This window comes from Salipiger thiooxidans, assembly GCF_900102075.1.
GTDB lineage: Bacteria > Pseudomonadota > Alphaproteobacteria > Rhodobacterales > Rhodobacteraceae > Salipiger > Salipiger thiooxidans.
Genome location: NZ_FNAV01000007.1, coordinates 229023 through 250456, shown reverse-complemented (window position 1 = coordinate 250456; position 21434 = coordinate 229023). Strand labels below are relative to the sequence as shown.

At 70.2% G+C, this 21434-nt stretch carries 22 protein-coding genes and 1 pseudogene; 9 read left to right on the top strand and 14 right to left on the bottom strand.

Features of this window, described 5'->3' with window-relative positions; translation table 11 throughout:
- Positions 1-230 precede the first annotated feature (230 nt).
- From BLQ77_RS12710 to phnD, 5 genes are read right to left on the bottom strand one after another with little or no spacing between them, the layout of a single operon-like run.
- Complete coding sequence (locus tag BLQ77_RS12710; RefSeq protein WP_089959627.1) at positions 231-1166, bottom strand: HAD-IIA family hydrolase; 936 nt, start codon at positions 1164-1166, stop codon at positions 231-233.
- Positions 1163-1972 (bottom strand): phosphonate ABC transporter, permease protein PhnE, encoded by an 810-nt coding sequence (gene phnE / locus BLQ77_RS12705; RefSeq protein WP_089959625.1) that lies wholly within the window; start codon positions 1970-1972, stop codon positions 1163-1165. The genes BLQ77_RS12710 and phnE (BLQ77_RS12705) overlap by 4 nt, the downstream gene beginning before the upstream one ends.
- Positions 1969-2763: a phosphonate ABC transporter, permease protein PhnE gene (gene phnE / locus BLQ77_RS12700; RefSeq protein WP_089959623.1), complete on the bottom strand. Its 795-nt coding sequence runs from the start codon at positions 2761-2763 to the stop codon at positions 1969-1971. Before phnE (BLQ77_RS12700) ends, phnE (BLQ77_RS12705) begins: the two co-directional genes overlap by 4 nt.
- Complete coding sequence (gene phnC / locus BLQ77_RS12695; protein WP_008888152.1) at positions 2760-3536, bottom strand: phosphonate ABC transporter ATP-binding protein; 777 nt, start codon at positions 3534-3536, stop codon at positions 2760-2762. Before phnC ends, phnE (BLQ77_RS12700) begins: the two co-directional genes overlap by 4 nt.
- A 54-nt stretch (positions 3537-3590) precedes the next feature.
- Complete coding sequence (gene phnD, locus BLQ77_RS12690; protein ID WP_089959621.1) at positions 3591-4556, bottom strand: phosphate/phosphite/phosphonate ABC transporter substrate-binding protein; 966 nt, start codon at positions 4554-4556, stop codon at positions 3591-3593.
- Positions 4557-4718: 162 nt separating this feature from the next.
- On the opposite strand from phnD, the gene BLQ77_RS12685 reads away from it, so the two are divergent.
- Positions 4719-5504: a DeoR/GlpR family DNA-binding transcription regulator gene (locus BLQ77_RS12685; protein WP_089959619.1), complete on the top strand. Its 786-nt coding sequence runs from the start codon at positions 4719-4721 to the stop codon at positions 5502-5504.
- Between the two features lie 73 nt (positions 5505-5577).
- Positions 5578-5721 (top strand): annotated as a pseudogene (locus BLQ77_RS12680) (IS5/IS1182 family transposase); the annotation flags it as partial.
- Between the two features lie 71 nt (positions 5722-5792).
- Here the strand turns inward: BLQ77_RS12680 and BLQ77_RS12675 are convergent.
- Positions 5793-6737, bottom strand: a complete 945-nt coding sequence (locus tag BLQ77_RS12675) for a LysR family transcriptional regulator (RefSeq protein ID WP_008888259.1) — start codon at positions 6735-6737, stop codon at positions 5793-5795.
- A 135-nt stretch (positions 6738-6872) separates the two neighbouring features.
- On the opposite strand from BLQ77_RS12675, the gene BLQ77_RS12670 reads away from it, so the two are divergent.
- Positions 6873-8258, top strand: coding sequence for an MFS transporter (locus tag BLQ77_RS12670; RefSeq protein ID WP_089959616.1), 1386 nt, complete (start codon positions 6873-6875; stop codon positions 8256-8258).
- Here BLQ77_RS12670 and BLQ77_RS12665 read toward each other — a convergent pair.
- From BLQ77_RS12665 to BLQ77_RS12635, 7 genes are read right to left on the bottom strand one after another with little or no spacing between them, the layout of a single operon-like run.
- Complete coding sequence (locus BLQ77_RS12665) at positions 8240-9430, bottom strand: BatD family protein (protein ID WP_089959614.1); 1191 nt, start codon at positions 9428-9430, stop codon at positions 8240-8242. The genes BLQ77_RS12670 and BLQ77_RS12665 overlap by 19 nt on opposite strands.
- Positions 9424-10071: a hypothetical protein gene (locus BLQ77_RS12660; RefSeq protein WP_089959611.1), complete on the bottom strand. Its 648-nt coding sequence runs from the start codon at positions 10069-10071 to the stop codon at positions 9424-9426. The genes BLQ77_RS12665 and BLQ77_RS12660 overlap by 7 nt, the downstream gene beginning before the upstream one ends.
- The gene (locus BLQ77_RS12655; RefSeq protein WP_089959607.1) at positions 10068-10997 is read right to left on the bottom strand and encodes a vWA domain-containing protein; all 930 of its coding nucleotides are present in this window, start codon (positions 10995-10997) and stop codon (positions 10068-10070) included. Before BLQ77_RS12655 ends, BLQ77_RS12660 begins: the two co-directional genes overlap by 4 nt.
- The gene (locus BLQ77_RS12650; RefSeq protein WP_089959605.1) at positions 10994-11950 is read right to left on the bottom strand and encodes a VWA domain-containing protein; all 957 of its coding nucleotides are present in this window, start codon (positions 11948-11950) and stop codon (positions 10994-10996) included. The genes BLQ77_RS12655 and BLQ77_RS12650 overlap by 4 nt, the downstream gene beginning before the upstream one ends.
- The gene (locus tag BLQ77_RS12645) at positions 11947-12315 is read right to left on the bottom strand and encodes a hypothetical protein (RefSeq protein ID WP_089959603.1); all 369 of its coding nucleotides are present in this window, start codon (positions 12313-12315) and stop codon (positions 11947-11949) included. Before BLQ77_RS12645 ends, BLQ77_RS12650 begins: the two co-directional genes overlap by 4 nt.
- Entirely contained in the window at positions 12312-13184 is an 873-nt protein-coding gene (locus tag BLQ77_RS12640) for a DUF58 domain-containing protein (protein ID WP_089959601.1), read from the bottom strand. Before BLQ77_RS12640 ends, BLQ77_RS12645 begins: the two co-directional genes overlap by 4 nt.
- Positions 13181-14158: an AAA family ATPase gene (locus tag BLQ77_RS12635; RefSeq protein ID WP_089959598.1), complete on the bottom strand. Its 978-nt coding sequence runs from the start codon at positions 14156-14158 to the stop codon at positions 13181-13183. The genes BLQ77_RS12640 and BLQ77_RS12635 overlap by 4 nt, the downstream gene beginning before the upstream one ends.
- Positions 14159-14314: 156 nt before the next feature.
- Here BLQ77_RS12635 and BLQ77_RS12630 point away from each other — a divergent pair, with 156 nt between their 5' ends.
- The 6 genes from BLQ77_RS12630 (at position 14315) to BLQ77_RS12605 (ending at position 20302) form a co-directional block, all read left to right on the top strand.
- Positions 14315-15652, top strand: a complete 1338-nt coding sequence (locus BLQ77_RS12630; protein ID WP_089959596.1) for an ATP-binding protein — start codon at positions 14315-14317, stop codon at positions 15650-15652.
- Positions 15649-16290 (top strand): response regulator transcription factor, encoded by a 642-nt coding sequence (locus BLQ77_RS12625; protein ID WP_089959594.1) that lies wholly within the window; start codon positions 15649-15651, stop codon positions 16288-16290. Before BLQ77_RS12630 ends, BLQ77_RS12625 begins: the two co-directional genes overlap by 4 nt.
- Before the next feature lie 274 nt (positions 16291-16564).
- A complete protein-coding gene (gene osmF / locus BLQ77_RS12620; RefSeq protein ID WP_089959592.1) occupies positions 16565-17458 on the top strand; it encodes a glycine betaine ABC transporter substrate-binding protein OsmF in 894 nt (297 codons plus the stop codon).
- Positions 17455-18633, top strand: coding sequence for an ABC transporter permease (locus tag BLQ77_RS12615; RefSeq protein ID WP_089959591.1), 1179 nt, complete (start codon positions 17455-17457; stop codon positions 18631-18633). Before osmF ends, BLQ77_RS12615 begins: the two co-directional genes overlap by 4 nt.
- On the top strand, positions 18630-19562 hold the full coding sequence (locus BLQ77_RS12610) for an ABC transporter ATP-binding protein (RefSeq protein ID WP_089959589.1): 933 nt from the start codon (positions 18630-18632) through the stop codon (positions 19560-19562). The genes BLQ77_RS12615 and BLQ77_RS12610 overlap by 4 nt, the downstream gene beginning before the upstream one ends.
- Positions 19559-20302, top strand: coding sequence for an ABC transporter permease (locus BLQ77_RS12605; protein WP_008888075.1), 744 nt, complete (start codon positions 19559-19561; stop codon positions 20300-20302). Before BLQ77_RS12610 ends, BLQ77_RS12605 begins: the two co-directional genes overlap by 4 nt.
- On the opposite strand, the gene BLQ77_RS12600 is transcribed toward BLQ77_RS12605, so the two are convergent.
- Entirely contained in the window at positions 20299-20955 is a 657-nt protein-coding gene (locus tag BLQ77_RS12600; RefSeq protein WP_089959587.1) for an ABC transporter ATP-binding protein, read from the bottom strand. The genes BLQ77_RS12605 and BLQ77_RS12600 overlap by 4 nt on opposite strands.
- Positions 20956-21434 lie beyond the last annotated feature (479 nt).

Genomic DNA, 21434 nt, shown 5'->3' with positions numbered 1-21434 from the left:
GATCTGCTTCGAAGGGCATGTCGGTACCGCAGGCCTCCATCACGCCGATCTCCCCGCCCCTCTGGATCGAGATCGGGATGCCCCCGGTCAGGGAGCGCAACGTATGGCTCAGGCCAACACGCGGCAGGAGCCTCTACAGCAACGCTCCACCAGGCCCCTTGAAGCGGATGGCCTCAAATCAGGTATCGTTTGGCGCGGCATTTGTTGCGACCGGCGGGATCTGATCGAGCTCAGCCAGGGCAGGGTGCTGTCCCGATGCTTCGGATGACGAAATCCGGAACGATGCCCGATCGTCGGATCGCCTCTGCCGGATCGAGCCCGACAAGCGCGCCGTGCCCGGTGACCAGCGAGGTCGCGAAGCCCATCTGGCGGCCGCCGAGAATGTCCGTGTGCAAGGTGTCCCCGACCATCAGCACCCGCTCGGGCGCGGGCTTCGGCGCGAGTTGATGCAGGGCGAGCCTGTAGATCTCGGCGAAAGGCTTGCCGAGAAAGACCGGTGCGATACCGGCAGCATCGGCGAGGAGATGTGCGAAATGCCCCGGTTCGAGCGACAGGCCGGTCTCGCGCGGGGCGACGATGTCAGGGTTACCGACCACGACCGGGCGCGGATGAGCGCGCAACGCGGCCTCCAGCAGGCTCTGGCGGGTCTCTGTCCATCCATCCGTTCCGACCAGCAGGAACCCCTCAGCCGCGGCGTAGGCCGCGGGATCGTCACCCAGGAAGCTCACGTCGATGCTCTCGAAGTCCTCCATTCCATAGTCGGGGTTCATCATCGCGCCCCATCGCAGGCGCGGCGCGCGCGCCAGATGCGCCAGGAGCGCTTCGCGGCTGGTCACCACTTCCTCTGGCGCGAAGTCAAAGCCGAGCCTGGCGTAGCGCTGCATCATCACCCGCTTTGGATAGGCGGCGGAATTGGACACCACCGCCACCGACTTTCCAGCCGCCCGGAGCGCGGCGATGGCCTCCGCCGCGCCCGGGATCGGAGAGTCACCAACGTTCAGTACCCCGTATGCATCGAGCAGCACGAGATCGAAGGGCCCGGCGATCTCGGCCAGGCTTTCCGCCGATTGCCAACCTCTGCCGAACCCGGCAGCAGGGAGGCGGGACCGCACGCCGAGATAGGCCTCGAAGGCGGCCGCCGCCTCCCTGCCGCGCCCCCCGCTCACAGGATGCGGCGACGCAGGAAGGCCGAGACGATCTCGCCCAGCACCACAAGCGCGAGGATGGCGAGCAGGACGGTCGCCGCCTCGGGCCAGTTGAACGTGTCGATGGCCCCTTGCAGAATGATCCCGATGCCGCCCGCACCGACAAGTCCCAGCACTGTCGACTCGCGCAGGTTGATGTCCCAGCGCAGGATCGCCACGGCCCAGAAGGTCGGCATGACCTGCGGCACGATGGCATAGGCGATGACCTTGAAGCGCGATGCGCCCGTCGCTTCCAGCGCCTCAACGGGGCGCGTGTCGATTTCCTCGATCGCCTCGCCCAGCAGCTTGCCGATGAAACCGATGGACCGGAACATGATCGCCACGACACCGGCGACGATGCCGGGCCCGAAGATCGCGACGAAGAGCAGCGCCCAGATGATCGTGTTGACCGACCGCGAGCTGACGAGGATCAGCCGCCCGAGCCAGAGTGTACCGCGATTGGGCGTGGTGTTCTGCGCCGCGATATAGGCAACCGGCAGCGAGACGATCACCGCCAGCGCGGTGGCGAAGGTGGCAATGTTCACAGTCTCCCACAGCACCCGCAGGATGGACCCGAGATTGCTGGTGTCGGGCGGATACATGCGTCCGAAGAGATCGGCCATCTGGCTCGGAGAATCCCAGACCCAGGCCCAGATGATCTCGATCGAGCCAAGCGCCCAGAACACCGCCAGGGCACAGACCGCGAAGATGCCGAAGCGCCGGGCCTTCTCCTTCGGCGTATGGCGCGACCAGTCTTCGCGCCCGAACTGCTCGGAGATGCCGGTCATGCGATGCGCTTCCTGATCTGGCCGCTGATCGCCTCGGAGACGAGGATCACGGCCACGATGACGATGGTGATGGCGAGCGCGAAATCATAGTCGTAGCGCCCGAAGGCATTGGCCAGTGTCGCACCGATGCCGCCGGCGCCGACGATGCCGACCACCGCCGAGGCCCGCAGGTTCGAGTCGAGTTGATAGATGGTCAGCCCGATCTGCCGCGGCATGATCTGCGGGAAGATCGCGTAGACCAGCGTCGAGAGGTAGGGCGCCCCGGCGGCGCGCATCGCCTCCACCTGGCCGAAGTCGATCTCCTCGATCCGTTCGGCCAGCATCTTGGCGACGAAGCCGATGGAATAGACCACCAGTGTCAGCACGCCGGCGAAGGGTCCGAAGCCGACCGCCTTGACGAAGATGATCGCAACGATGACCGGATGAAAGCTGCGGGCGATGATGATGATCGCCCGTCCGGCGTAGAAAACCGGCAGTGGCGCGACGTTGCGCGCGGCCATGAAGGCGATGGGGATCGACAGGGCGACGCCGCCGACGGTGGCGAGGATGGCGATCTTCAGGCTTTCCAGGAAGCCGTCGATCAGCAGGCCGCCGCGCTCGAAGCTCGGGGGAAAGGCCCCGCCGAAGATGCGCCCGGCCCGCTCGATGCCTTGGGCGACCCGCGCCCAGTCGATCGGCATGGTGGCCGCGACCCAGCCGAAATAGGCCAGTGCGCCAAGGTAGACCGCCCAGCGAAGCAGCGCGTTGGCGATGAAGGGCGGCTTGCGCCAGGTGTCGGGATGCTGGCTCATGACGCCTCCCGCAGGTCGCCGCCGCGGTCGGCATGGGGGCTGCCGGAATAGATCCGTTCCATCGCCTCCTCGTCGAGCGCATCTGGAAGGTCATCGAAGATGATCCGTCCGAAGCGCATGCCGACGATGCGGTCGGTGTATTTCCTGGCTTCGGTGACGTTGTGGATGTTGATCAGCACCGGCAGCTTCAACTCGCCCGCGAGGTCGCGCAGCAGCCCCATGATCTGCTCGGACGTCTTGGGATCGAGCGAGGCGGTGGGCTCGTCTGCCAGCAGGATCTCGGGTTCCTGCATCAGCGCCCGGACCACGCCGACGCGCTGACGCTCGCCGCCCGACAGCTGGTCGGCGCGCGTGTTGGCGTATTGCGCGATGCCGACGCGCTCCATCAGCTCGTAGGCGCGGCGGATGTCCTCCTTGGGGTAGCGCCGCATGATCGCCGCCCAGGTCGAGATGTACCCCAGTCGCCCGGACTGCACGTTCTCCATCACCGTCAGCCGGTCGACGAGGTTGAACCCCTGGAAGACCATGCCGATCTTGCGCCGCGCGGCGCGCAGCTGGCGGCCCTTGAGAGAGGTGAGCTCGGTGCCGTTCAGCACGATGCTGCCCGAGGTAGGCTCGACCAGGCGGTTGATGCAGCGCAGCAGGGTGGATTTCCCGGCCCCTGAGGAGCCGATGATCGACACCACGCTTTCCCCCTCGATGGTCAGGTCGAGGTTCTTCAGCACCGGCGCGCCGCCGCCGTAGCTTTTGACCAGGTCGGTGATCTTCAACATGTGGAGACTCCATGCCGGAGCCGGGCACGAGGCACCGGCTCCGGTCTTTGCAGGTCACTCTGCAGCAAGGCCGGCCGGTGTATACTCGACGCCGTTCGCCTTCTGGATCTGGCGGATGACCTTCCACTGATCCTTGTAGGTGATCGGGATGAACTTGCTGACCCCGGTGAACTCCTCGCCAAGAGCGGTGCCGGCGAAGTCGAAGCTGAAGAACGCCTCCTCGATCTTTTCCTTCAGTTCCGGCGTCAGGTCATGGGCATAGGCATAGGATGTCGTCGGGAAGGGATCGCTCTCCCAGACGATGCGCACCTCGGCGGGATCGTAGAGCCCGCGCTCGGCCATGCGATCGACCACTTCCGAAGCGACGGGCGCGGCGTCGTAGTCGCCGGCGACAACCCCCAGCATCGACTGGTCATGGCTGCCCGAATAGACCACCTCGTAATCCTCGTCGGGCACCACGCCGAGATCCGGGAACAGCGCCCGCGGCGCGAGGTTGCCCGAATTCGAGGTCGGCGAGGTATGCGCGATGCGCTTGCCGGCAAGATCGGGCACTTCCTTGATGTCGCTGTCGGCCTGGGTATAGATCTGCAGCTTGTAGCCGAACTGCCCGTCGTCGGCCCCCATGATCGCGAAGGGCACCGCCCCTGCGAGGTTCACCGCGAAAGGCGTGGGCCCGGTCGAGAAGCCCGCAATGTGCAGGCGGCCCGAGCGCATCGCCTCGACCTCGGCCGAGTTGGACTGCACCGCGAAGAATTGCACGTCCTTGCCGGTGACCTCTTCGAGATGCGAGATGAACGGCTCCCAGATGTCCTCGTAGATGGCCGGGTCCTCGACGGGGGTATAGGCAAAGACCAGGGTGTCGGGATCCTTCAGGTCGCCCGCCTCCGTCGGCGCGTCGGCGACCAGGTCACCGTCGGCGTCGGTGTACTGGCTGTCGAGCGCCGCGGTTTCTTCCTGAGCGAATGCCGCACCGACCGACAGGGCCAGCGACACGAGCAGACTCGTGGTGTGCCTAAGCATGGTGATGTCCTCCTCCCAAAGGGCATTATGTGCGTCTGGCCCCTTCGTCCTCCGGCCAGTCCAGCGGGATCACATCACCTTTATGTTGGTTATGCAACAAATCTGTCGTAATTGTCTGCGATATTCAAACTTCAGGATGCAACAAGCGGGGCCCGATCAGGGATGGAGCAGCCGGGCGCACAACATCGCCTGAAGAAGCACGAGCGGCACGAGCAGATCCTGCTGCAGCTCAAGCTCCGGCCCCATGTCCGGGTTGCCGAGCTCGCGACGCTCTTCGGCGTGACCACGGAAACCGTGCGCCGCGACATGGGCGATCTGGAGCGCCGGGGCTTGCTGGAGCGCGCCCATGGCGGGGCCTCGGCAACCCATCCCGGCGCGCATCGCGACCTCGACGAACGCCGACAGGAGCGTGTCGTGGAGCGCGAACGCCTCGCCGGCCTTGCCGCGTCGCTGGTGCGCGACGGCGAGACGATCATGATCGACGCGGGGTCGACGACCATGGTCTTCGCCCGGCTGCTCGCCTTTGCCGAGACCCGCGTCACCGCGATCACCAACAGCCTGCAGATCGGCATGATCCTCGGCCAGAGCGCCGGCGTGCGCGTGATCCTCGCGCCGGGCCAATATCTGCCCAAGGAAGCCGCCGTCGTTGGCATCGACACCTGTGACTACCTCTCCCGCTACCACGTGGACGCCTGTTTCCTCGGGGCGGCAGGCCTCAGCGAAGTGGGGGCGACCGAGGCCGTCGAGGGGTTTGCCGCCGTCAAGCGCACGATGATGCGGCAATCGGCGGCCTGCCGTTTCCTCATCGACGCGAGCAAGTTCGGGCTCACGCAGCTGGACGTCGTGGCACGATTTGACGAGATGGATACCCTGGTCAGTGACCGAGCTCCGGACCGCGGGCTTGCGACATATCTTTCCGCGGGCGGGGTCCGCATTTTCGCGCCCTAGCAATTGCTCAGTCCCGGCATCTGGTGGATCGGGTTCAAGATGAATCGATCCACCAGATGCCGGGACTTAACACCTACCCAACCTGGTTGAACGGTGATTCAACAAGTTGAAGAACCGCCTCCGTGTCGCCAGCCGCTGCGACAAGACCGCAGAGGGCTTCCTCGGTTTCGTTGACATCACGTCTGTCAGGCTCTTAACCCGTCATTTGTCAGAATGATCTCGCCCACACCGGCGCAAGCTTTGTGCCGATGTTCGTGGCGGGCCGAACGAGCCCCCGACGCGCGCGCTCTATGCGGCGATCTCGTCCTGCCCCACCAGCCGAGTGCATTCGCGGACCAGCTCGCGCAGCCAGCGGTTGGCCGGGTCGCTGTCCATGCGCGGATGCCAGATCAGCGAGATCACGATCTCGCCCGTGTCGAAGGGCAGTTCGAAGATCTCCGGGCCCGGCAGGCCGAGCGCTGCCATGCGGCGGCGCTCCATCCGGGCGTAGGATTGCGGCACCACCGCCACGAGGTCGCTCTGCTGCGCCATCGACAGCGCCACGAGGAAGGACGGCACCTGGAAGGTCCGCCGCCGCTTGAGGCCGATCCCGGCCAGCGCCCGGTCGACCACATGGGTGAAATCGGCGGGCTGGTGCAGGATCGAGACGATGCTGTCGCTCTCGGCGAAATCGCGGGCGGTGATGTCCTGCCCCGCGAGCGGGTGTCCGGCGCGGACGACGCCCACGAAGTGATCGGTCAGCAGGCGCTGCACCTTCAGCTCGGGCGCGGTGTCACGCAGGATGCCGAGCTCGAGGTCGCAGAGCCCGTCGCGCAGGGCGCGGGCCGGGCTCGCGTCCTTCTGGACGAAGAGGATGCGCACCGCGGGCGCCCGCTCGCGCACCAGCCTCAGCAGCGTCGCGCCGTAGGCCGCGATGAACCCGTCGTTGGCGCGGATGACGAAATCGCGCTGCAGGCTCTCCGGGTCGAGCGTGGTCTCGGCCGGGCGCAGCACCGCCTCGACCTCGGCGGCAAGGTGGGGGACGCGCTCGCGCAGCGCCTCGGCGTGCGGGGTGAGCACCATCCCCCGCCCTGCCCGCACCAGCAGCGGATCGCCGGTGGCGTCGCGCAGCCGTGCAAGCGTCCGGCTCATGGCCGAGGCCGAGAGGCCGAGCCGCCGCGCGGCATCGACCACGCTGCCCTCGTCCAGCAGGGCGTCGAGCGCCCGCAGAAGGTTCAGATCGCGTCCATCCATGGCCCAAGCCTAGCCCCGTAGCTCCTCTGCCGCCAGACGGGACATGGCGTCCCGTGCAGCAATTCAATGTAATGCACGCGTCTTCCGCATGGTCGTGGGCGTGATAGATCTGCGGCAGGACGTGAAGGATTTCCCATGACACATGCCGATCCGACGGCGCAGGACGTGGCTCGCTTCGAGGACGGCCTGCCCGCCCCCCGCCGCTATTTCGCGATCTTCGCGCTGCTCGTGACCCTGCTGCTGGTGGTGCTCGACGGCGCCATCGCCAATGTCGCCCTGCCGACGATCACCGCAGAGCTGGATGCTCCCACGTCGCAGACGGTCTGGGTGGTGACGGCCTACCAGCTGGTGCTCGTCATGGCGCTGCTGCCGATGGCGTTCCTCGGCGAGGCCGTCGGGCCGAAGCGGCTCTTCACCATCGGCGTCACGGTCTTCACGCTGGCCTCGGCGCTCTGCGCGCTGGCGCCCACGATCAACTGGCTGATCGCCGCGCGGGTGCTGCAGGGGCTCGGCGCCGCGCCGATCATGTCGCTGACCATCGCGCTCTTGCGCCACAGCCTGCCGGCGCGGATGGTCGGCACGATCATCGGCTTCAACTCTATGGTGGTGGCGCTGGCCTCGGCGCTCGGACCGGCCATCGGTGCCGCCATCCTCTCGGTCGGAAGCTGGCCGTGGCTCTTTGCCGTGAACGTGCCGGTGGGGCTCGTGGTGCTCGCCGCCTCGGTGGCGCTGATCGGGCCGAGCGGCAATGGCCGCAAGGCCGACGTGATCGCCATGGGGCTGAACGCGCTGGCCTTCGCGCTGCTGGTACTGGGCGCGGGCCGGGTCGCCACCGACGCGCTTCAGGGCTGGTCCATGGTGGCGCTGAGCGTGCTGACCTTTGCCGTGCTGATCCGCCGCGAATGGCACAGCGAGACGCCGGTGATCCCGCTCGACCTGCTGCGCAAACCCTCGTTCCGGCTCTCGACCATGGCCTCGACCTCGATCTTCGCGGCCCAGATGTCGAGCTTCGTCGCCCTCCCGTTCCTGTTCCAGCACGGCTTCGGGCTGCCGGCGATGTCGGTCGGGCTGGCGATGACCGCCTGGCCGCTGACGCTGGCGCTGGCGGGTCCCATCGCCGGGCGATTCGCGGACCAGGTGGATACGGCGCGGCTCTGCACGCTCGGCGGCATCGCGATGGCCGTGGGGCTGGGGCTGGCCGCCGTCTGGGCCACCGAGCTTGTGCCGGTGCTGGCCTGCCTGATGCTGGCGGGCGCGGGCTTCGGCTTCGTTCAGGTGCCCAACAACCGCAACATGCTGCTGGCGGTGCCGCGGGCGCGCGCCGGAGCCGCCGGGGGCAGCCAGGGCACCGCCCGGCTGCTGGGGCAGACCATCGGCGGGCTCGCCATGTCGATCATGTTCGCCCTGCTGCCCGACGAGAGCGTGCCCCGGCTGGGCCTTGCCTTCGCAGCCGGGGCCTCGGCGCTCAGCGCCCTGATCAGCCTGCGCCGCGCCGCCCTGCCCTATGAGCCGACCGACTGACCGGGCGGCCGGCGCAGAACCGCGTCACGGGTCTCGCGGTACATGAGCTCGAGGCTCCCGCCCGTGCCCTCGCGATAGAGCAGGTCGTCCGCCGGGCGTAGAAGCCTCAGCCGCTGTCGTTCGCCAACCGGCGGCATCCCCTCCAACAGGCGCGAGGCGGTCCGCCGCGCACCCGCAGCGTCCCGGGCACGGACGTGCCCACGCAGGCGGCGGAGCAGCCTGCGCCGCTGCCATCTCCGGCGCAAACCGGTCTCGGGGACGCGGTCGCGGAGCGACAGCGCGACGACGACCAGCGCCGCGAGGCCCGACAGCGCCCACACCGGCCAACCCCCGCCCCCGAGGCTCTGCCAGCGCGCGGCGGCGTTGTCCGAGAAACTGGCGTAGCCGATGGAGGCGGAGGAGATCGTCGCGGTCTCGGGCGTCCGGGACCCTGTGTCGAACCACGGGATCGTCACCGGCGGGATCACCCCCGGCTCGCCGGTGATCGGACGCAGTTTCCACGTCCAGACCACGGTCGAGACCGGCCCCTCCGGCGTCACCTGAAAATTCCGCTCCTCCGGCGGCGCGAAGCTGATGAGCCACGGCTGCCGCAGGACCGGCTGCTGCGGCATCATCTCGGGCGTCGCGCCGAAGGCGCGCAACACGATCCGCCGTGTGGCGCTCTGGCCGTCTGCCAACCTCGCGGGGTCGGTGTCCCAGCTCTCCGACAGCTCGAGCGCGCGCAGCGGCAACCATGGCTGCCCCGCAGCGGCAGGGCCCGGCGCCACGGTCAGGGTGACCGGGTCGGAGCGCACGATGACCGTCTCGCGCTTTCCGCCCGCGCCCAGCACCTCGAGCCGATGCGCGATGGGCAGGATCTCGAGCGTGCCGTCCCGGCGCGGGTAGAAGGCGAGGCGCCGCTCGAACACCCGCGCGGGCAACCCGTCGATGCGCTCTTCGGTCCAGCTGTCAAGCCCGAGCCGAACCCAGTCGAAATCCGTCATCGGGCGCAGCTTCACCTCCTCGCGGGTGATGTTCTGCCGGTAGATGCCGCGCAGGGTCGCGAGCACCATCTCGCCCGCGAGCGGCGCGGCCTCACGCGGGTCGAGCACAAGCTCCAGCCGCGCCTTGTCTCGGTCCTGTGCCGCAGCGGACCCGGCGAGCACCAGCAGGAGCAGCAGAAGTCTCACCACGGGTCCGTCTCCTCCTTGTGGGCCTCGCCCGTGGTGCGGCGGCGCTCCATCTCGGCGGCGATCCGGGCCTTGAGGTAGGCGCCCGGCGTGTCGTCGAGCGAGTCGATCCACGCGCCGTCGGCGGCGGCAGAGCGATCCCCGGTCACCGGGCGCCGGTTCGACTCCCGCTGCGGGTCGAGCTCGGTCTCGACGATCCGCTTGTCCGGCGCGTCCGGGTCGAAGGCCACAGTATGGACACCCGCCTCCGAGAGCATCGCCTCGATGCGGCCATGCCCCATCGCCTCGCCCACCACCGGCGGCACCAGCGCCGCCACCGTGTCGCGGTTGTGGCGGGCCTCGGCGTCGTAGCGGTTGGCGAAGAGCACTGCGTCGAAATAAGCGACCGAAAGCGCGTGCTCCCCGGTCGCGGCAAGCGACAACCCGCGGTCATAGGTGGCGCTGCGCCCCACGGCGGCGAAGGCCGCGTCGGCCTCGGCATAGCGCCCGGCGTCATAGAGTACCGCCGCCCGCGCCGCCGGGTCGCTGATCAGCGGCACCGCGAGGGCGGGAAACCCCGCCTGCCACGCGAGCTTGCCCCACGCCTGCGGGCCGGCAGCCAGCGCACAGGCGAGCGCCGCGAGGGTGACGAGACGCAACCTCATGCCTGCCTCCGCCGGAACAGCAGCGCCAGCGGCAGAAGCGCCAGCGCCGCCAGCCACGGCCCGAGGTCGCGGTACTGCAATGCGCGCAGGTCTGCCGCGTCGCGCTCGGGCCCGCGCCGGGCGGGGAGCAGCGCGTCGATGGCGGCAACCTCGGACGCGCTCACCATAGCACCGCCACCCGCCGCGACCACGGCCTGCAAGGCCCCCGGGCGCGCGTCGGGGAGACCGTAGGCCGGCGCCTCCTGCGGCACGAAGATGCCCGAGATCCGCACGCCGTCCGTCGCCATCTGTCGCGCGACATCCTCCGCAACCGGCCCCATGCCGCCGCCATCCGAAACCAGCACCACGTCGGGCGCCAGCGACGCGGCATCGCGCAGGATGCCCCGCGCCATGGTCAGCGCCCGGTCGGGACGGCTGCCGCCCACCGGCAGGGTCTCGGCATCCGCCACGGCGATCATGCCCTGCAGCATCTGCGGATCCTCGGAAGGCACGCTGGCGAGAAAGCTCTCGCCACCATAGACGATGAGCCCAGTGGGACGCGCCTCGCCCCGGTCGATCAGCAGCGAGACCGCGGCCTGCGCATCGTCGAGACCGCCGCCCCCGGTCATCGAGGGCGAGAGATCGAAAAGGACCATCAGCGCGTCGCGGTTGCGCAGCACCGGCGCGTCGGGATCGCGGCTGGCGGGCCCCGCGAGCCCGGTACAGAGCAAAGCCAGCGACAGCGCCATGAGCCACGGATCGGGTCCGCTGCGCGGCGGCGAGACCTGCCCCCTGTGCCGCATCGCCTCGAGCAGGTCGGGGTCGATCACCGCGCGCCACGCGGCCATACCGTCCGCCCGCCGCGCCACGACCACGCCCGCGGCCAGCGCCAGCGGAAGGCCCAGCAGCCAGAGCGGCCGCAGCAGGATGAGCTCGGGCAGCGTCATGCCGTCTCCCGCAGGTGCAGCACCAGCGCCGCGGCGAGCGCGGCCACCGCCAGTGCCGCGCACCATGGCCAGTAAAGCCGCCATGTCCGCACCGGCGGCATGTCCGCAAGGCTGGGCTCCAAACGGTCCATGGCGCGGGTCACGGCCTCGAGATCCTCGGTCGAACGCACGCGGAAGGTCTCGCCCCCCGCCGCCTCGGCGATGCGGCTCAGGGTTTCGCTGTCGACCGCGTCGCGCGCATCGGGGCTGCTGGCCAGATCGGCGGGCCCGAGCGCGATGGTGTAGACCCGCATCCCCAGCTCCTGCGCGGCCTGCGCGGCGGCCACCGGATCGACCGCGCCGGTGGTGTCCTGCCCGTCCGAGAGCAGGATGATGACGCGGCTCTCGGCCTCGCGCCCGCGCAGGCGGCGGATGGCGAGCCCGAGCCCGTCGGCGATCGCCGTGGCCTTGCCCGAGACGCCGATCTGCAGGGTTCCGATGACCTGCGCAACGGCGCCCACATCGTGGGTCGGGGCCGCCGCAACATAAGCACGGTCACCGAAGACCACGAGCCCGACGCGGTCGCCGGTGCGGCCGCGAACGAACTGCGCGGCGACGTCCTGCACGGCGGCAAGGCGCGACACCGTCCGGCCGTCCAGCACGAAATCCTCGCGCTCCATCGACCCGGAGAGATCCAGCGCCAGGACAATGTCACGGCCCGAGGCGGGCACGACGTCGAGCACCTGTTCCTGCCGTGGGCCCGTAAGCGCCACGACGAGCGCGACCCAGGCGCAGGCCAGCGCGATCAGCCGCGCGTGGCGGTGTACCGGGTTTGCGGCGGTCGGGTGAAAAGCCATGGCGAGCGCCGGGGGCAGGGTGAGCGCGCCACTGGCGGCGGCGCGCGCCGGCAGGAGGCGCAGCAGCAGAAGCGGCAACGGCAGCAGGCAGAAGACCCATGGCACGGCGAAACTCATCCTCCCCGCCTCCGGGCAGCGACAAGGATCGCGGCCTCGAGCGGGGCGGGATCAGCGGGGGCAGCCGGGTCGTAGAGGGCGTCCCGGGCCTGAGGCGGGACGTCCTCGCCGAACTCGCGCAAAAGCAGGGCGAGCCCCGCCATGCGGTCCTGCGGCGACAGCTCCTGCAAGACCGCGATCCGGGCGCGGGCGCGGTGGATGGCACGGGGCCGTGGCCGGGTCAGTGCGCGCAGCACGAGCGAGAGCAGTACGCCCGCCAGCAGACCCAGCGCCACGACGGCCAGCGCATCCTGCACCCCGAACCGGGCGAAGGCCTCGGGCACGCGCACCGGTGCCAGCCGTGACACGAGCTCTTCGGGGGTCATGCGGTCAGCTCCTCCGGCTGGTCGCACCGCACGGGACGGAATGGAATGTCGTGCTCTGACAGCATCTCCGCCGAGGGCGAGGCCCCGAACCGACCCCGCGACAGGGCCGCGCCGATGCGCGCGGTGAAGGTGCCGGGCGGGGGCGCGGTTTCGACCGCATCCTGCACCAGCAGGATCTCCAGCGGGTTGCGCCGGGCCAGCGCGGTCACGGTGGGACCGAAGCGCTCGCCGGGCGTGTCGAGCCCGGTGGCGAGCAGGATCGCGGTGCCCGAGGCGAGGCGCGCGGCGATCCCGGGCAGCGTCTCCACCAGCGGGCGCGGCACATCTGCGGACCCGACCTGCGTGCGCGCTGCGTTTGCGGGCTCTGCCAGGATCTCGGCATGGGTGCGGGCGAGCGCGCCCGCGATCTCCAGCATCGACGCTTCCCGCGGTCGCGCGGGCAGCCACTCCATGCCGCCCTCGCGCAGGATCGCGAGGCCGCAGCGGCCACTGGCGCGCACCCAGCGCCAACCCTCCAGCGCCGCCGCCTCCGCCGCCGCGACCGAGCGGAACCGCCCGCGCGTGCCCCAGAGCATCGGCGTGCGCATGTCGACCACGAGCATCAGGCTGCGCTCGACCTCCTCGTGACGGCGCCGCAGCTGCGGCCGCCCGCTGCGCGCGGTGGCGGCGGGGTCCATCTGGCGGCGGTCGTCGCCGTCGACGAAGGGCCGAAGGTCGTAGAGATCGCCGCCCTCGCCCCGGCGCGGGCCCGAAAGCCCGGCCACCCTGCCCCGCGACAGGCCGTGATGCGCCATCGGCACGGCGACCGAGGCCAGCGCCACCAGCCGGTCGAGCGACAGATGCGCCCCGGACGGCGCGGCACTTTTCACAGCGGCTCCACCGCCGACAGGATCTCGGCCATGATCCCGCGCGAGGTCTCTCCCGCCGCCTGCGCGCGCCACGTCGGCGCCATGCGGTGGCAGAGGATGTCCGAGGCCAGCGCCTTTACGTCCTCGGGCACCGCGTAATCGCGGCCGTTGAGCCAGGCCCGCGCCCGCGCCGCCGCGGCCAGCGACAGCGTCCCGCGCGGGCTCACCGCGTGGCGGATGCGGTCGGTCACCTCGACGCCGTTGCCCCCGGTGCGCGTCATCATCACCAGCGCGACGATGTAGCGCCGCAAGGCGGGCGAGAGATGCACCTGCACCACCTCTTCCTTCATGGCGGCCAGTGTCGCGTGGGTAAGGCTTGGCTCGGCGTGGCCGGTGTGGCTGCGCAGCTCGCCCTCGACGAGGTCGAGGATCGCGAGCTCGGTCTGCTCGTCCGGAAGGTCGAGCAGGACGTGGAACAGGAAACGGTCGAGCTGGGCCTCGGGCAGCGGGAAGGTGCCCTCCTGCTCGAGCGGGTTCTGTGTCGCCACCACCATGAAGGGCTCGGGCAGCGGCCGCGCTAGGCCGCCGCTGGTCACCTGCCCCTCGGCCATCGCCTCGAGCAGCGCCGACTGCACCTTGGGCGGCGCGCGGTTGATCTCGTCGACCAGCACGAGGGAATGGAAGACCGGACCGTGCAGGAACTCCATCGTGCCGCTGTCCTGCCGCCAGACCTGCGTCCCCGTCACGTCCGAGGGCATGAGATCGGGGGTGCACTGGATGCGGGCAAAGCTGCCCTCGACCGCGTCCGAGAGCCGCCGGACCGAGCGCGTCTTGGCCAGCCCCGGCGCGCCCTCGATCAGCACGTGCCCACCGGTCAGCAGGCTGATCACCAGCCGCTCGACCAGCAGGGACTGGCCGATCAGCCCACTCTCCAGGCTGCGGACAAGGCGCTGCGCCGCCTCGGCCAGCGGCCCCGCGGGTGACAGATCCTCCATACGTTCCTCCCGTTCTGCCCGCCCCATGAAGCCATGCCTGTGCGGTCAGGCAAAGGATTTCGCGGAAAATACGGAAATCTCGGGCAATTTGCCCGAGACAGACCGGCCGGATTACCCGATCCTCGGGACGCGGGGAAGTTCCGGGGAGGACTTGCGATGAGTCTCAGGCTGAGACTGGTTCTGACGCTCTGGCTGGTGACGCTGGTGGCGGGGGCGATCACCATCGGCTTCGCCGCCGCCGGGGCCTATGAGACCGCCGACCGCATGACCCGCAACACGCTGACGCGCGCGGGCTACGTGCTCGAGCGCAACTACCACATGGAGCCCCGCGCCGGTGAGCCGCTCTATGCCGAGATGACGTCGATCAAGCTGCTGGGGCTGATGGCCCCGGGCACCTGCATCCGCTTCGAGCAGCGGCTCATCACCGAACGCCGCCTCTGCGCCAGCTGGAAGGTCTTCGGGCCGGTCGCGCCCGAGGGTTTCCGCAAGGCGGTCACGCGGATCTTCGGCGAGACCGAGCGCGCAACGGGCGCGGGCAGCGCCTCGCATGACGGCGTCTACGGCATCGAGGTGAGCTTCGACCCGGTCGCCGCCGCGACGCTTGCCTGGCAGCGGGTGCGGCTGGCGCTCTGGCAGACGGTGGGCATGGCCGCGGGGGTGCTTCTGCTGGGGACCATCGCGATCTATTCGCGGCTGAAGCCGGTAGACGGCATCGTCCGCGGGCTCGACCGGCTGAGCAAGGGCGATCTCGACACGCGGGTGACGGCCTCGGGCGCGGCGGAGTTCCGGCTCATCGCCAACGCGGTCAACCGGCTCGCGCAACAGCTCCGCACAGGCACCGAGGCGCGCCGGGCCCTGACCCGCCGCCTGATCGAGGTCGAGGACGTGGAGCGCCGGCAGCTCGCCCGCGACCTGCACGACGAGTTCGGCCAGATGCTGACCGCGACCGCGGCGCTCGCGGCCTCGATCCGCCTCGCCGCGCCGCCGGGGAGCCCGGGTCTGGCGCGGGATGCGGACGCCATCGGCGCCAACATCCGCGCCATGATGACCTGCCTGCGCGGCGCCTTCGCCCGGCTGCGTCCGCCGGATCTCGACGAGGTGGGGCTGATTGCAAGCCTGCGCGGGATGCTCTCGGGCTGGCAGGCCCAGAGCAGCGCCCGGCTGACCCTCGACAGCACGCTCGACGAGGCGGAGATGAGCGGCGCGGTGCTGCTGGATCTCTACCGCATCGTGCAGGAATGCGTGACCAACGCCATGCGCCACGGCGCTCCCTCGCAGGTGGACGTGACGCTGCACCCCGAGGGCGACGGCATCGCGCTCACCGTCGAGGACGACGGCGGCGGGCGGGCGGAGGACGGCGCGCCGGGGCACGGGCTGCTGGGGATGTCCGAGCGGACCGAGGCCATGGGCGGGACGCTGCGCCTGCAGGACACCGGCCGGGGCGTGCGCATCCGCGTGACCCTGCCCGACGCGCGGCGGCGCTGCGCGGCATGAAGGAGTACAGCGTCATCATCGTCGACGACCACCCGGTGGTGCGCGAGGGCTACCGGCGGCTCATCGATCTGCAGCCGGGTCTGAAGATCGTCGGCGAGGCCGAGGACGCCCGCAGCGCCTATGCGCAGTTCCGCGACCTGCAACCCGACGTGGTGGTGATGGACGTCACCCTGCCCGGCGCCAGCGGCGTCGAGGCCGTGCGCCACATCCGGCAATACGACGACAGCGCCCGGATCGTGGTCTTCACCATGCACCTGAGCGCCGCCTTCGCGCTCAAGGCCATCAAGGCGGGCGCCACCAGCTACATCACCAAGTCGAGCGACCCCAAGACCCTGATCGAGGCGATCTTCGGCGCGCTGCACGGCCGCACGGTGATCTCTCCGGACGTGATCGAGGCCATCGCCCGCGACCGCATCTCGGGCATGGGCACCGGCCTCTCGGATCTCAGCCCGCGCCAGACCGAGATCCTCTGCCTGCTGGCCCGTGGCTGGCCGGCCGAGCGCATCGCCGAGGAGCTGGCGATCAGCCAGAAGACGGTGCGCAACAACCACTACCAGATCAAGAGCATCCTCGGCATGGAGACCGACGCCCAGCTCGTCTGGTTCGCGCTCGAGACCGGCCTGCTGCAGGCGGTCTGAGCGCCCGCCACGGCGGACACCGTGGCCAGGACCGACCGCGCCGCTGTGCGCCAGACAGTCCCGACCCGCGCGCCCGACCGGCGCCGGCGCCCCGCTCCGACCCGACCCGACCCTGGCAGGCTCGCACGATCTGCAGGACTGGCGACAGGACAGCACCCGCGGAGCCGGCACCACGACCCGAACCGACAAAACCCTTTCCGGAACGAGATTACAGGCTACCTTGGAGGCCACAACGGCGAAGACGAAAACCCCTCCAGAGGAAGGCCCAGATCCCATGAAGCTCCAGATCCTTGCCGCCAGCGCCGTCATGGCCACCGCAGCCCATGCCGACATCACCGTCTCCTCGAAGATCGACACCGAGGGAGGCCTGCTCGGCAACATCATCGCGCTGTCGCTCGAGGACGCGGGCCTGCCGGTGGAACGGCGACTGCAGCTGGGCGGCACGCAGGTGGTGCGCGAGGCCATCCTCGCCGGTCAGATCGACATCTATCCCGAATACACCGGCAACGCCGCGTTCTTCTTCAACGAGGCCGACAGCGACGTCTGGAAGGACGCCGTCGCCGCCCATGAGCGCGCGGCCGAGCTCGACGTGCAGAACGAGATCACCTGGCTGTCCTCGGCGCCCGCCAACAACACCTGGGCCATCGCGGTGACCGGTCCGGTCGCCGAGGAGAACGGGCTTGCGACCATGTCCGACTTCGGGGCCTGGATCGCCGGCGGCGGCGACATCAAGCTCGCCGCCTCGACCGAGTTCGTGTCCTCGCCCGCGGTGCTGCCGGCGATGGAGACGACCTATGGCTTCGAGCTCACCCAGGACCAGACCGTGATCCTCTCGGGCGGCGACACCGCCGCGACGATCCAGGCGGCGGCGCGGGGCACCTCGGGGGTGAACGCCGCGATGGTCTACGGCACCGACGGCGGCGTCGGCGCGACCGGGCTCAAGGTCATGACCGACGACAAGGGGGTGCAGCCGGTCTACGAGCCGACACCGATCGTCCGCAACGCGGTGCTCGAGGAATACCCCTCCATCCCCGAGGTCCTGAACCCGATCTTCGAGGGGCTCGACATGGAGACCCTGCAGGAGCTCAACGGCCGCATCCAGGTCGGCGGCGAGCCGGCCGAGGCGGTGGCCCGCGAGTATCTCACCTCTGTCGGAGTTCTGGACTGATCGCACGCCGCACCGAAGCCGCGCTCTCGGCGCCCGGGCTGGTCTTCGCCGTCCTGGGACTCGCGCTGCTGGCCGTCCCCTACATGACACTGGCGGCGAACCGCATCGTCGCCGGTGAGGGCGTCGCAGCCTGGGCCGTGGCGCCCGTTGCGCAGTCGCTGCCCGCGCTTGGCTGCATGATCGCGGGGCTCGTCATGGGCCTGCCCGCGGCGCTGCCGAAGCTCCGGCTCGGCGGCGCGCTGCTGGGGCTCGGCGGCGCCACCGGCCTGCTTGCGGTCGGTGCGCCTTCGCTACTGGCCGAGGCCGGGACCTATGCGCGGGTGTCTCCGGCGGCGGGGTTCTGGGGGCTCTTGTCGGTGTTCCTGCTGCTGATGGCCGACGCGCTGGCACAGCTCGCACCCGGGCCGATCCTGCGCGCGGGGCTGCTGGCGGGCGCGCTCGGGTTGCTCGCCGCGCTGCTCTCGTCGGGCGCGCTCTCGGACCTCTCGGTCGCGCAGGAGTTCGCCGGGCGCGCCGATGCCTTCTGGCGCGCGACGCTCCGGCATCTCGAGCTGGCCCTCGGCTCGCTCGGGGCCGCGGCGCTGATCGGGTTTCCGCTCGGCATCCTCTGTCACCGTCAGGCGGCGTTGCGCGGCAGCCTGCTGCCGATGCTCAGCTTCCTGCAGACCATCCCTTCGCTCGCCATGTTCGGCATCATGATCCCGCTCTTGTCGTGGATCGCCGCCACGTGGCCCGCGGCGCAGACCATCGGCATCGCGGGCATCGGCTTTGCCCCCGCCTTCATCGCCCTGGTGCTCTATTCGCTGCTGCCGGTGGTGGGAAACACCGTGGCAGGCCTCGACTCCGTGCCCGCCCCGGTGCGTGAGGCGGCGCGCGGCATGGGCATGACCGGCTGGCAGCGGCTGCTGAGGGTCGAGCTTCCGCTGGGGCTCCCGGTGCTGCTGGCGGGGCTGCGCATCGTGCTCGTGCAGAACATCGGTCTCGCGGTCATCGCGGGCCTCATCGGCGGAGGCGGCTACGGCAGCTTCGTCTTCCAGGGGTTGAACCAGACGGCGACGGACCTGATCCTGCTCGGCGCCCTGCCGACGGTGCTGCTGGCCATGGTGGCGGCCATCGTGATGGACATCCTCGTCGACGTCGCCCGCAGGGACAGCACGGAAAGGACCGCGGCATGATCGAGATCGACCGCATCACCAAGGTCTACGGCAGCACCACCGCGGTCGACGCGGTCTCGATGACCGCCGAGACCGGCACGATCACCGCCATCGTCGGCACCTCCGGCTCGGGCAAGACGACGCTGCTGCGGATGATCAACCGGCTGGTCGAGCCGACCTCGGGCGAGGTCCGCATCAACGGCGAGAGCACCGAGGCCATCGCCCCCCACCTGCTGCGGCGCCGCATCGGCTACGCGATCCAGGGCCACGGGCTCTTCCCGCATCACACGGTCGCGCGCAACATCGGCGCGGTGCCCGAGCTGCTCGGCTGGCCGCGCGAGAAGATCCGGTCGCGGGTCGACGAGCTGCTGACGCTGTTCTCGATGGAGCCCGAGGCCTTCCGCGACCGCTACCCGGCGGATCTGTCTGGCGGGCAGCAGCAGCGGGTGGGCGTGGCGCGGGCGCTGGCATCGCGGCCGGACCTGCTGCTGATGGACGAGCCCTTCGGCGCGCTCGATCCGATCATCCGCGCCCGCGCGCAGGAGGACCTGCGGCGCATCCAGCGCGCGCTCGGCTCGACCATCCTGCTGGTGACCCACGACATGGACGAGGCCATCCGGCTGGCCGACCGCATCGCCGTGATGGACGCGGGCCGGCTTGTGCAGCTCGGCACACCGGCCGAGATCATCGCGCGCCCCGCGACCGGCTTCGTGGCCGATATGGTGGGCGAGGCCGACCGGCCGCTACGCCTGTTGTCGCTGATCCCTGCCGCCGAGATCGCCGAGCCCGGCCCCGCCGAGGGTGAGGCGCTGCCCGCCGGTTCCAGCCTGCGCGACGCGCTGTCGGCCTGCCTCGCCTCGGGCCGCGAGGCGGTCGCGGTGACGACAGACGACGGCGCGCCAGGCCGCGTGACGCTCGACGCCATCCGCCGGCGGGGAGAGCTGGTGTGATCGGCGGGCTGCTGCGGGCGGGGTTGGTCGCGGTGCTGCTGGTGCTCGTGCTGGCGCCGGGCTGGGTCGCGCCGCTGCTGGCGCCGCTCGCGCCCGAGGGCGGGCCGGTGATCTACGACCGCGCCTCGCTGCTGTCGCTCTCGCTGAGCCATCTCGGCCTCGTTGCCGTTGCCTCGCTGGCGGCGACCGTGGTCGCGGTGACGCTGGCGGTGCTGGTGACGCGGCCCTTCGGCGCCTCGTTCCGTCCGCTGGCCCGCAGCGTCACCAACCTCGGCCAGACCTTTCCGCCAGTGGCGGTGCTGGCACTTGCCGTGCCGATGATGGGCTTCGGCGCGGGTCCGACCCTGCTGGCGCTGTTCCTTTACGGGCTGCTGCCGGTCTTCGAGAACGCCATGACCGGGCTCGGCAACCTACCGCCCGCCACGCTCGAGGCGGCGCGCGGCATCGGCATGGGACGGTGGCAGCGGCTGCGGCTGGTCGAGCTGCCGCTGGCACTGCCGGTGATCCTTGCCGGAGTGCGCCTCTCGGTGGTGATCGCGCTGGGGACGGCCACCATCGGCTCCACGGTCGCCGCCCGCACCCTTGGCGAGGTCATCATCGCGGGCCTGCTCACCAGCAACACCGCCTTCGTGGTGCAGGGCGGGCTCGTGGTCGGGCTCTTCGCGGTGCTGCTGCACGACGGGCTGGTGCAGCTCGAACGCCGGCTCTCGCCGCCCCGACCGGGCGCCGGACGGCGCTAGGCCGCAGCGGCGGCGGGCCGGTCGATGCACAGGATACGGCCGTGGTCCATGATGGCGATGCGGTCGGCCAGCGCCTCGGCCTCACCGCGGTCGTGGGTGACCATGATCGCCCCCACCCCGGCCTTGCGCTGCAGCGCCCGGACCTCGCTGCGCTGCGACTCCCGCACCTGCGCGTCGAGCGCGCTGAAGGGCTCGTCCCTCAGCAGGAGCCGCGGCCGGATCGCCAGCGCCCGCGCCATGGCGACCCGCTGGCGCTGCCCGCCCGAGAGCTGCGCCGGGTAGCGGTCGCCGAGCCCCGGCAGCTCGATCATCCCGGGCAGGTCCCCGACCCGCTGCGCAATGCCCGCGCGATCCGGTCCGTTCTTCATCCCCTTCAGGTCAAAGCCGATGTTCTGCGCCACGGTCATGTGGCGGAACAGCGCGTAGCTCTGGAACACCATGCCGAAACGGCGTTGGCCGGCTGGCTGGCGGGTGATGTCCTCGCCGTCGAACACGAGGCGGCCCCTGCCCGCGTGGGCCAGCCCCGCCACGATGTTCAGAAGCGTCGTCCTGCCCCAGCCGGACGGCCCCAGAAGCGCCACGAACACGCCCTTCTCGAGGCTGCGTGGGATGAGACGCAGACACCGGGTGCGGGAGAGGGTCAAACGAGACATGACGGGTCCATGGTCCGAGAGGGAGCGTTGGCGCCTGAATGAGTATGATTTCCCGAAAAGGGCAATGCCGCCTCCATGTGATGGGAACAGTGCTCCTTTCGGCGGGCGTGATCCGACTTGATCATTCTGCGAATGGCGAGCAGGGGAAAACGCCTCTCTAGCCGCTTCCGGACAAGCTCCGCCGCGATCTTGGGCCCCGGCGGTTCAGGGTGTTTCCAACGCTCGCATCATGGCGTGACCTAAGTGACAGGACCGACCTCGCCGGGCGTGCGGAAAGCCTCGGCTGCGGTGCGTGAGCGGGGTCGGGACCGCGCCCGGTGACAGGCCCGGACGCTTGACGCGACCCGGGCGCCGATTGGGACCGGGCGACCCTGGCAGACGCCCCGGACCCTTCACGACGTCTCGCGGCGCATGGCCGTTCATCCCTGAAAAAAGCGCCTTGGCGCGCTTCGCTTGAGGACGGCCCTGCCGGAACGGCT

What these genes read in the sequence shown, in the direction of transcription:
- phnD (WP_089959621.1), bottom strand. Translation starts at nt 4,556, where the DNA reads ATGCTTAGGCACACCACGAGTCTGCTCGTGTCGCTGGCCCTGTCGGTC.
- BLQ77_RS12630 (WP_089959596.1), top strand. Translation starts at nt 14,315, where the DNA reads ATGAGTCTCAGGCTGAGACTGGTTCTGACGCTCTGGCTGGTGACGCTG.
- BLQ77_RS12650 (WP_089959605.1), bottom strand. Translation starts at nt 11,950, where the DNA reads ATGAGTTTCGCCGTGCCATGGGTCTTCTGCCTGCTGCCGTTGCCGCTT.
- BLQ77_RS12610 (WP_089959589.1), top strand. Translation starts at nt 18,630, where the DNA reads ATGATCGAGATCGACCGCATCACCAAGGTCTACGGCAGCACCACCGCG.
- phnC (WP_008888152.1), bottom strand. Translation starts at nt 3,536, where the DNA reads ATGTTGAAGATCACCGACCTGGTCAAAAGCTACGGCGGCGGCGCGCCG.
- osmF (WP_089959592.1), top strand. Translation starts at nt 16,565, where the DNA reads ATGAAGCTCCAGATCCTTGCCGCCAGCGCCGTCATGGCCACCGCAGCC.
- BLQ77_RS12635 (WP_089959598.1), bottom strand. Translation starts at nt 14,158, where the DNA reads ATGGAGGATCTGTCACCCGCGGGGCCGCTGGCCGAGGCGGCGCAGCGC.
- BLQ77_RS12645 (WP_089959603.1), bottom strand. Translation starts at nt 12,315, where the DNA reads ATGACCCCCGAAGAGCTCGTGTCACGGCTGGCACCGGTGCGCGTGCCC.
- BLQ77_RS12625 (WP_089959594.1), top strand. Translation starts at nt 15,649, where the DNA reads ATGAAGGAGTACAGCGTCATCATCGTCGACGACCACCCGGTGGTGCGC.
- phnE (WP_089959625.1), bottom strand. Translation starts at nt 1,972, where the DNA reads ATGACCGGCATCTCCGAGCAGTTCGGGCGCGAAGACTGGTCGCGCCAT.
- BLQ77_RS12600 (WP_089959587.1), bottom strand. Translation starts at nt 20,955, where the DNA reads ATGTCTCGTTTGACCCTCTCCCGCACCCGGTGTCTGCGTCTCATCCCA.
- BLQ77_RS12685 (WP_089959619.1), top strand. Translation starts at nt 4,719, where the DNA reads ATGGAGCAGCCGGGCGCACAACATCGCCTGAAGAAGCACGAGCGGCAC.
- BLQ77_RS12675 (WP_008888259.1), bottom strand. Translation starts at nt 6,737, where the DNA reads ATGGATGGACGCGATCTGAACCTTCTGCGGGCGCTCGACGCCCTGCTG.
- BLQ77_RS12670 (WP_089959616.1), top strand. Translation starts at nt 6,873, where the DNA reads ATGACACATGCCGATCCGACGGCGCAGGACGTGGCTCGCTTCGAGGAC.
- BLQ77_RS12660 (WP_089959611.1), bottom strand. Translation starts at nt 10,071, where the DNA reads ATGAGGTTGCGTCTCGTCACCCTCGCGGCGCTCGCCTGTGCGCTGGCT.
- phnE (WP_089959623.1), bottom strand. Translation starts at nt 2,763, where the DNA reads ATGAGCCAGCATCCCGACACCTGGCGCAAGCCGCCCTTCATCGCCAAC.
- BLQ77_RS12655 (WP_089959607.1), bottom strand. Translation starts at nt 10,997, where the DNA reads ATGACGCTGCCCGAGCTCATCCTGCTGCGGCCGCTCTGGCTGCTGGGC.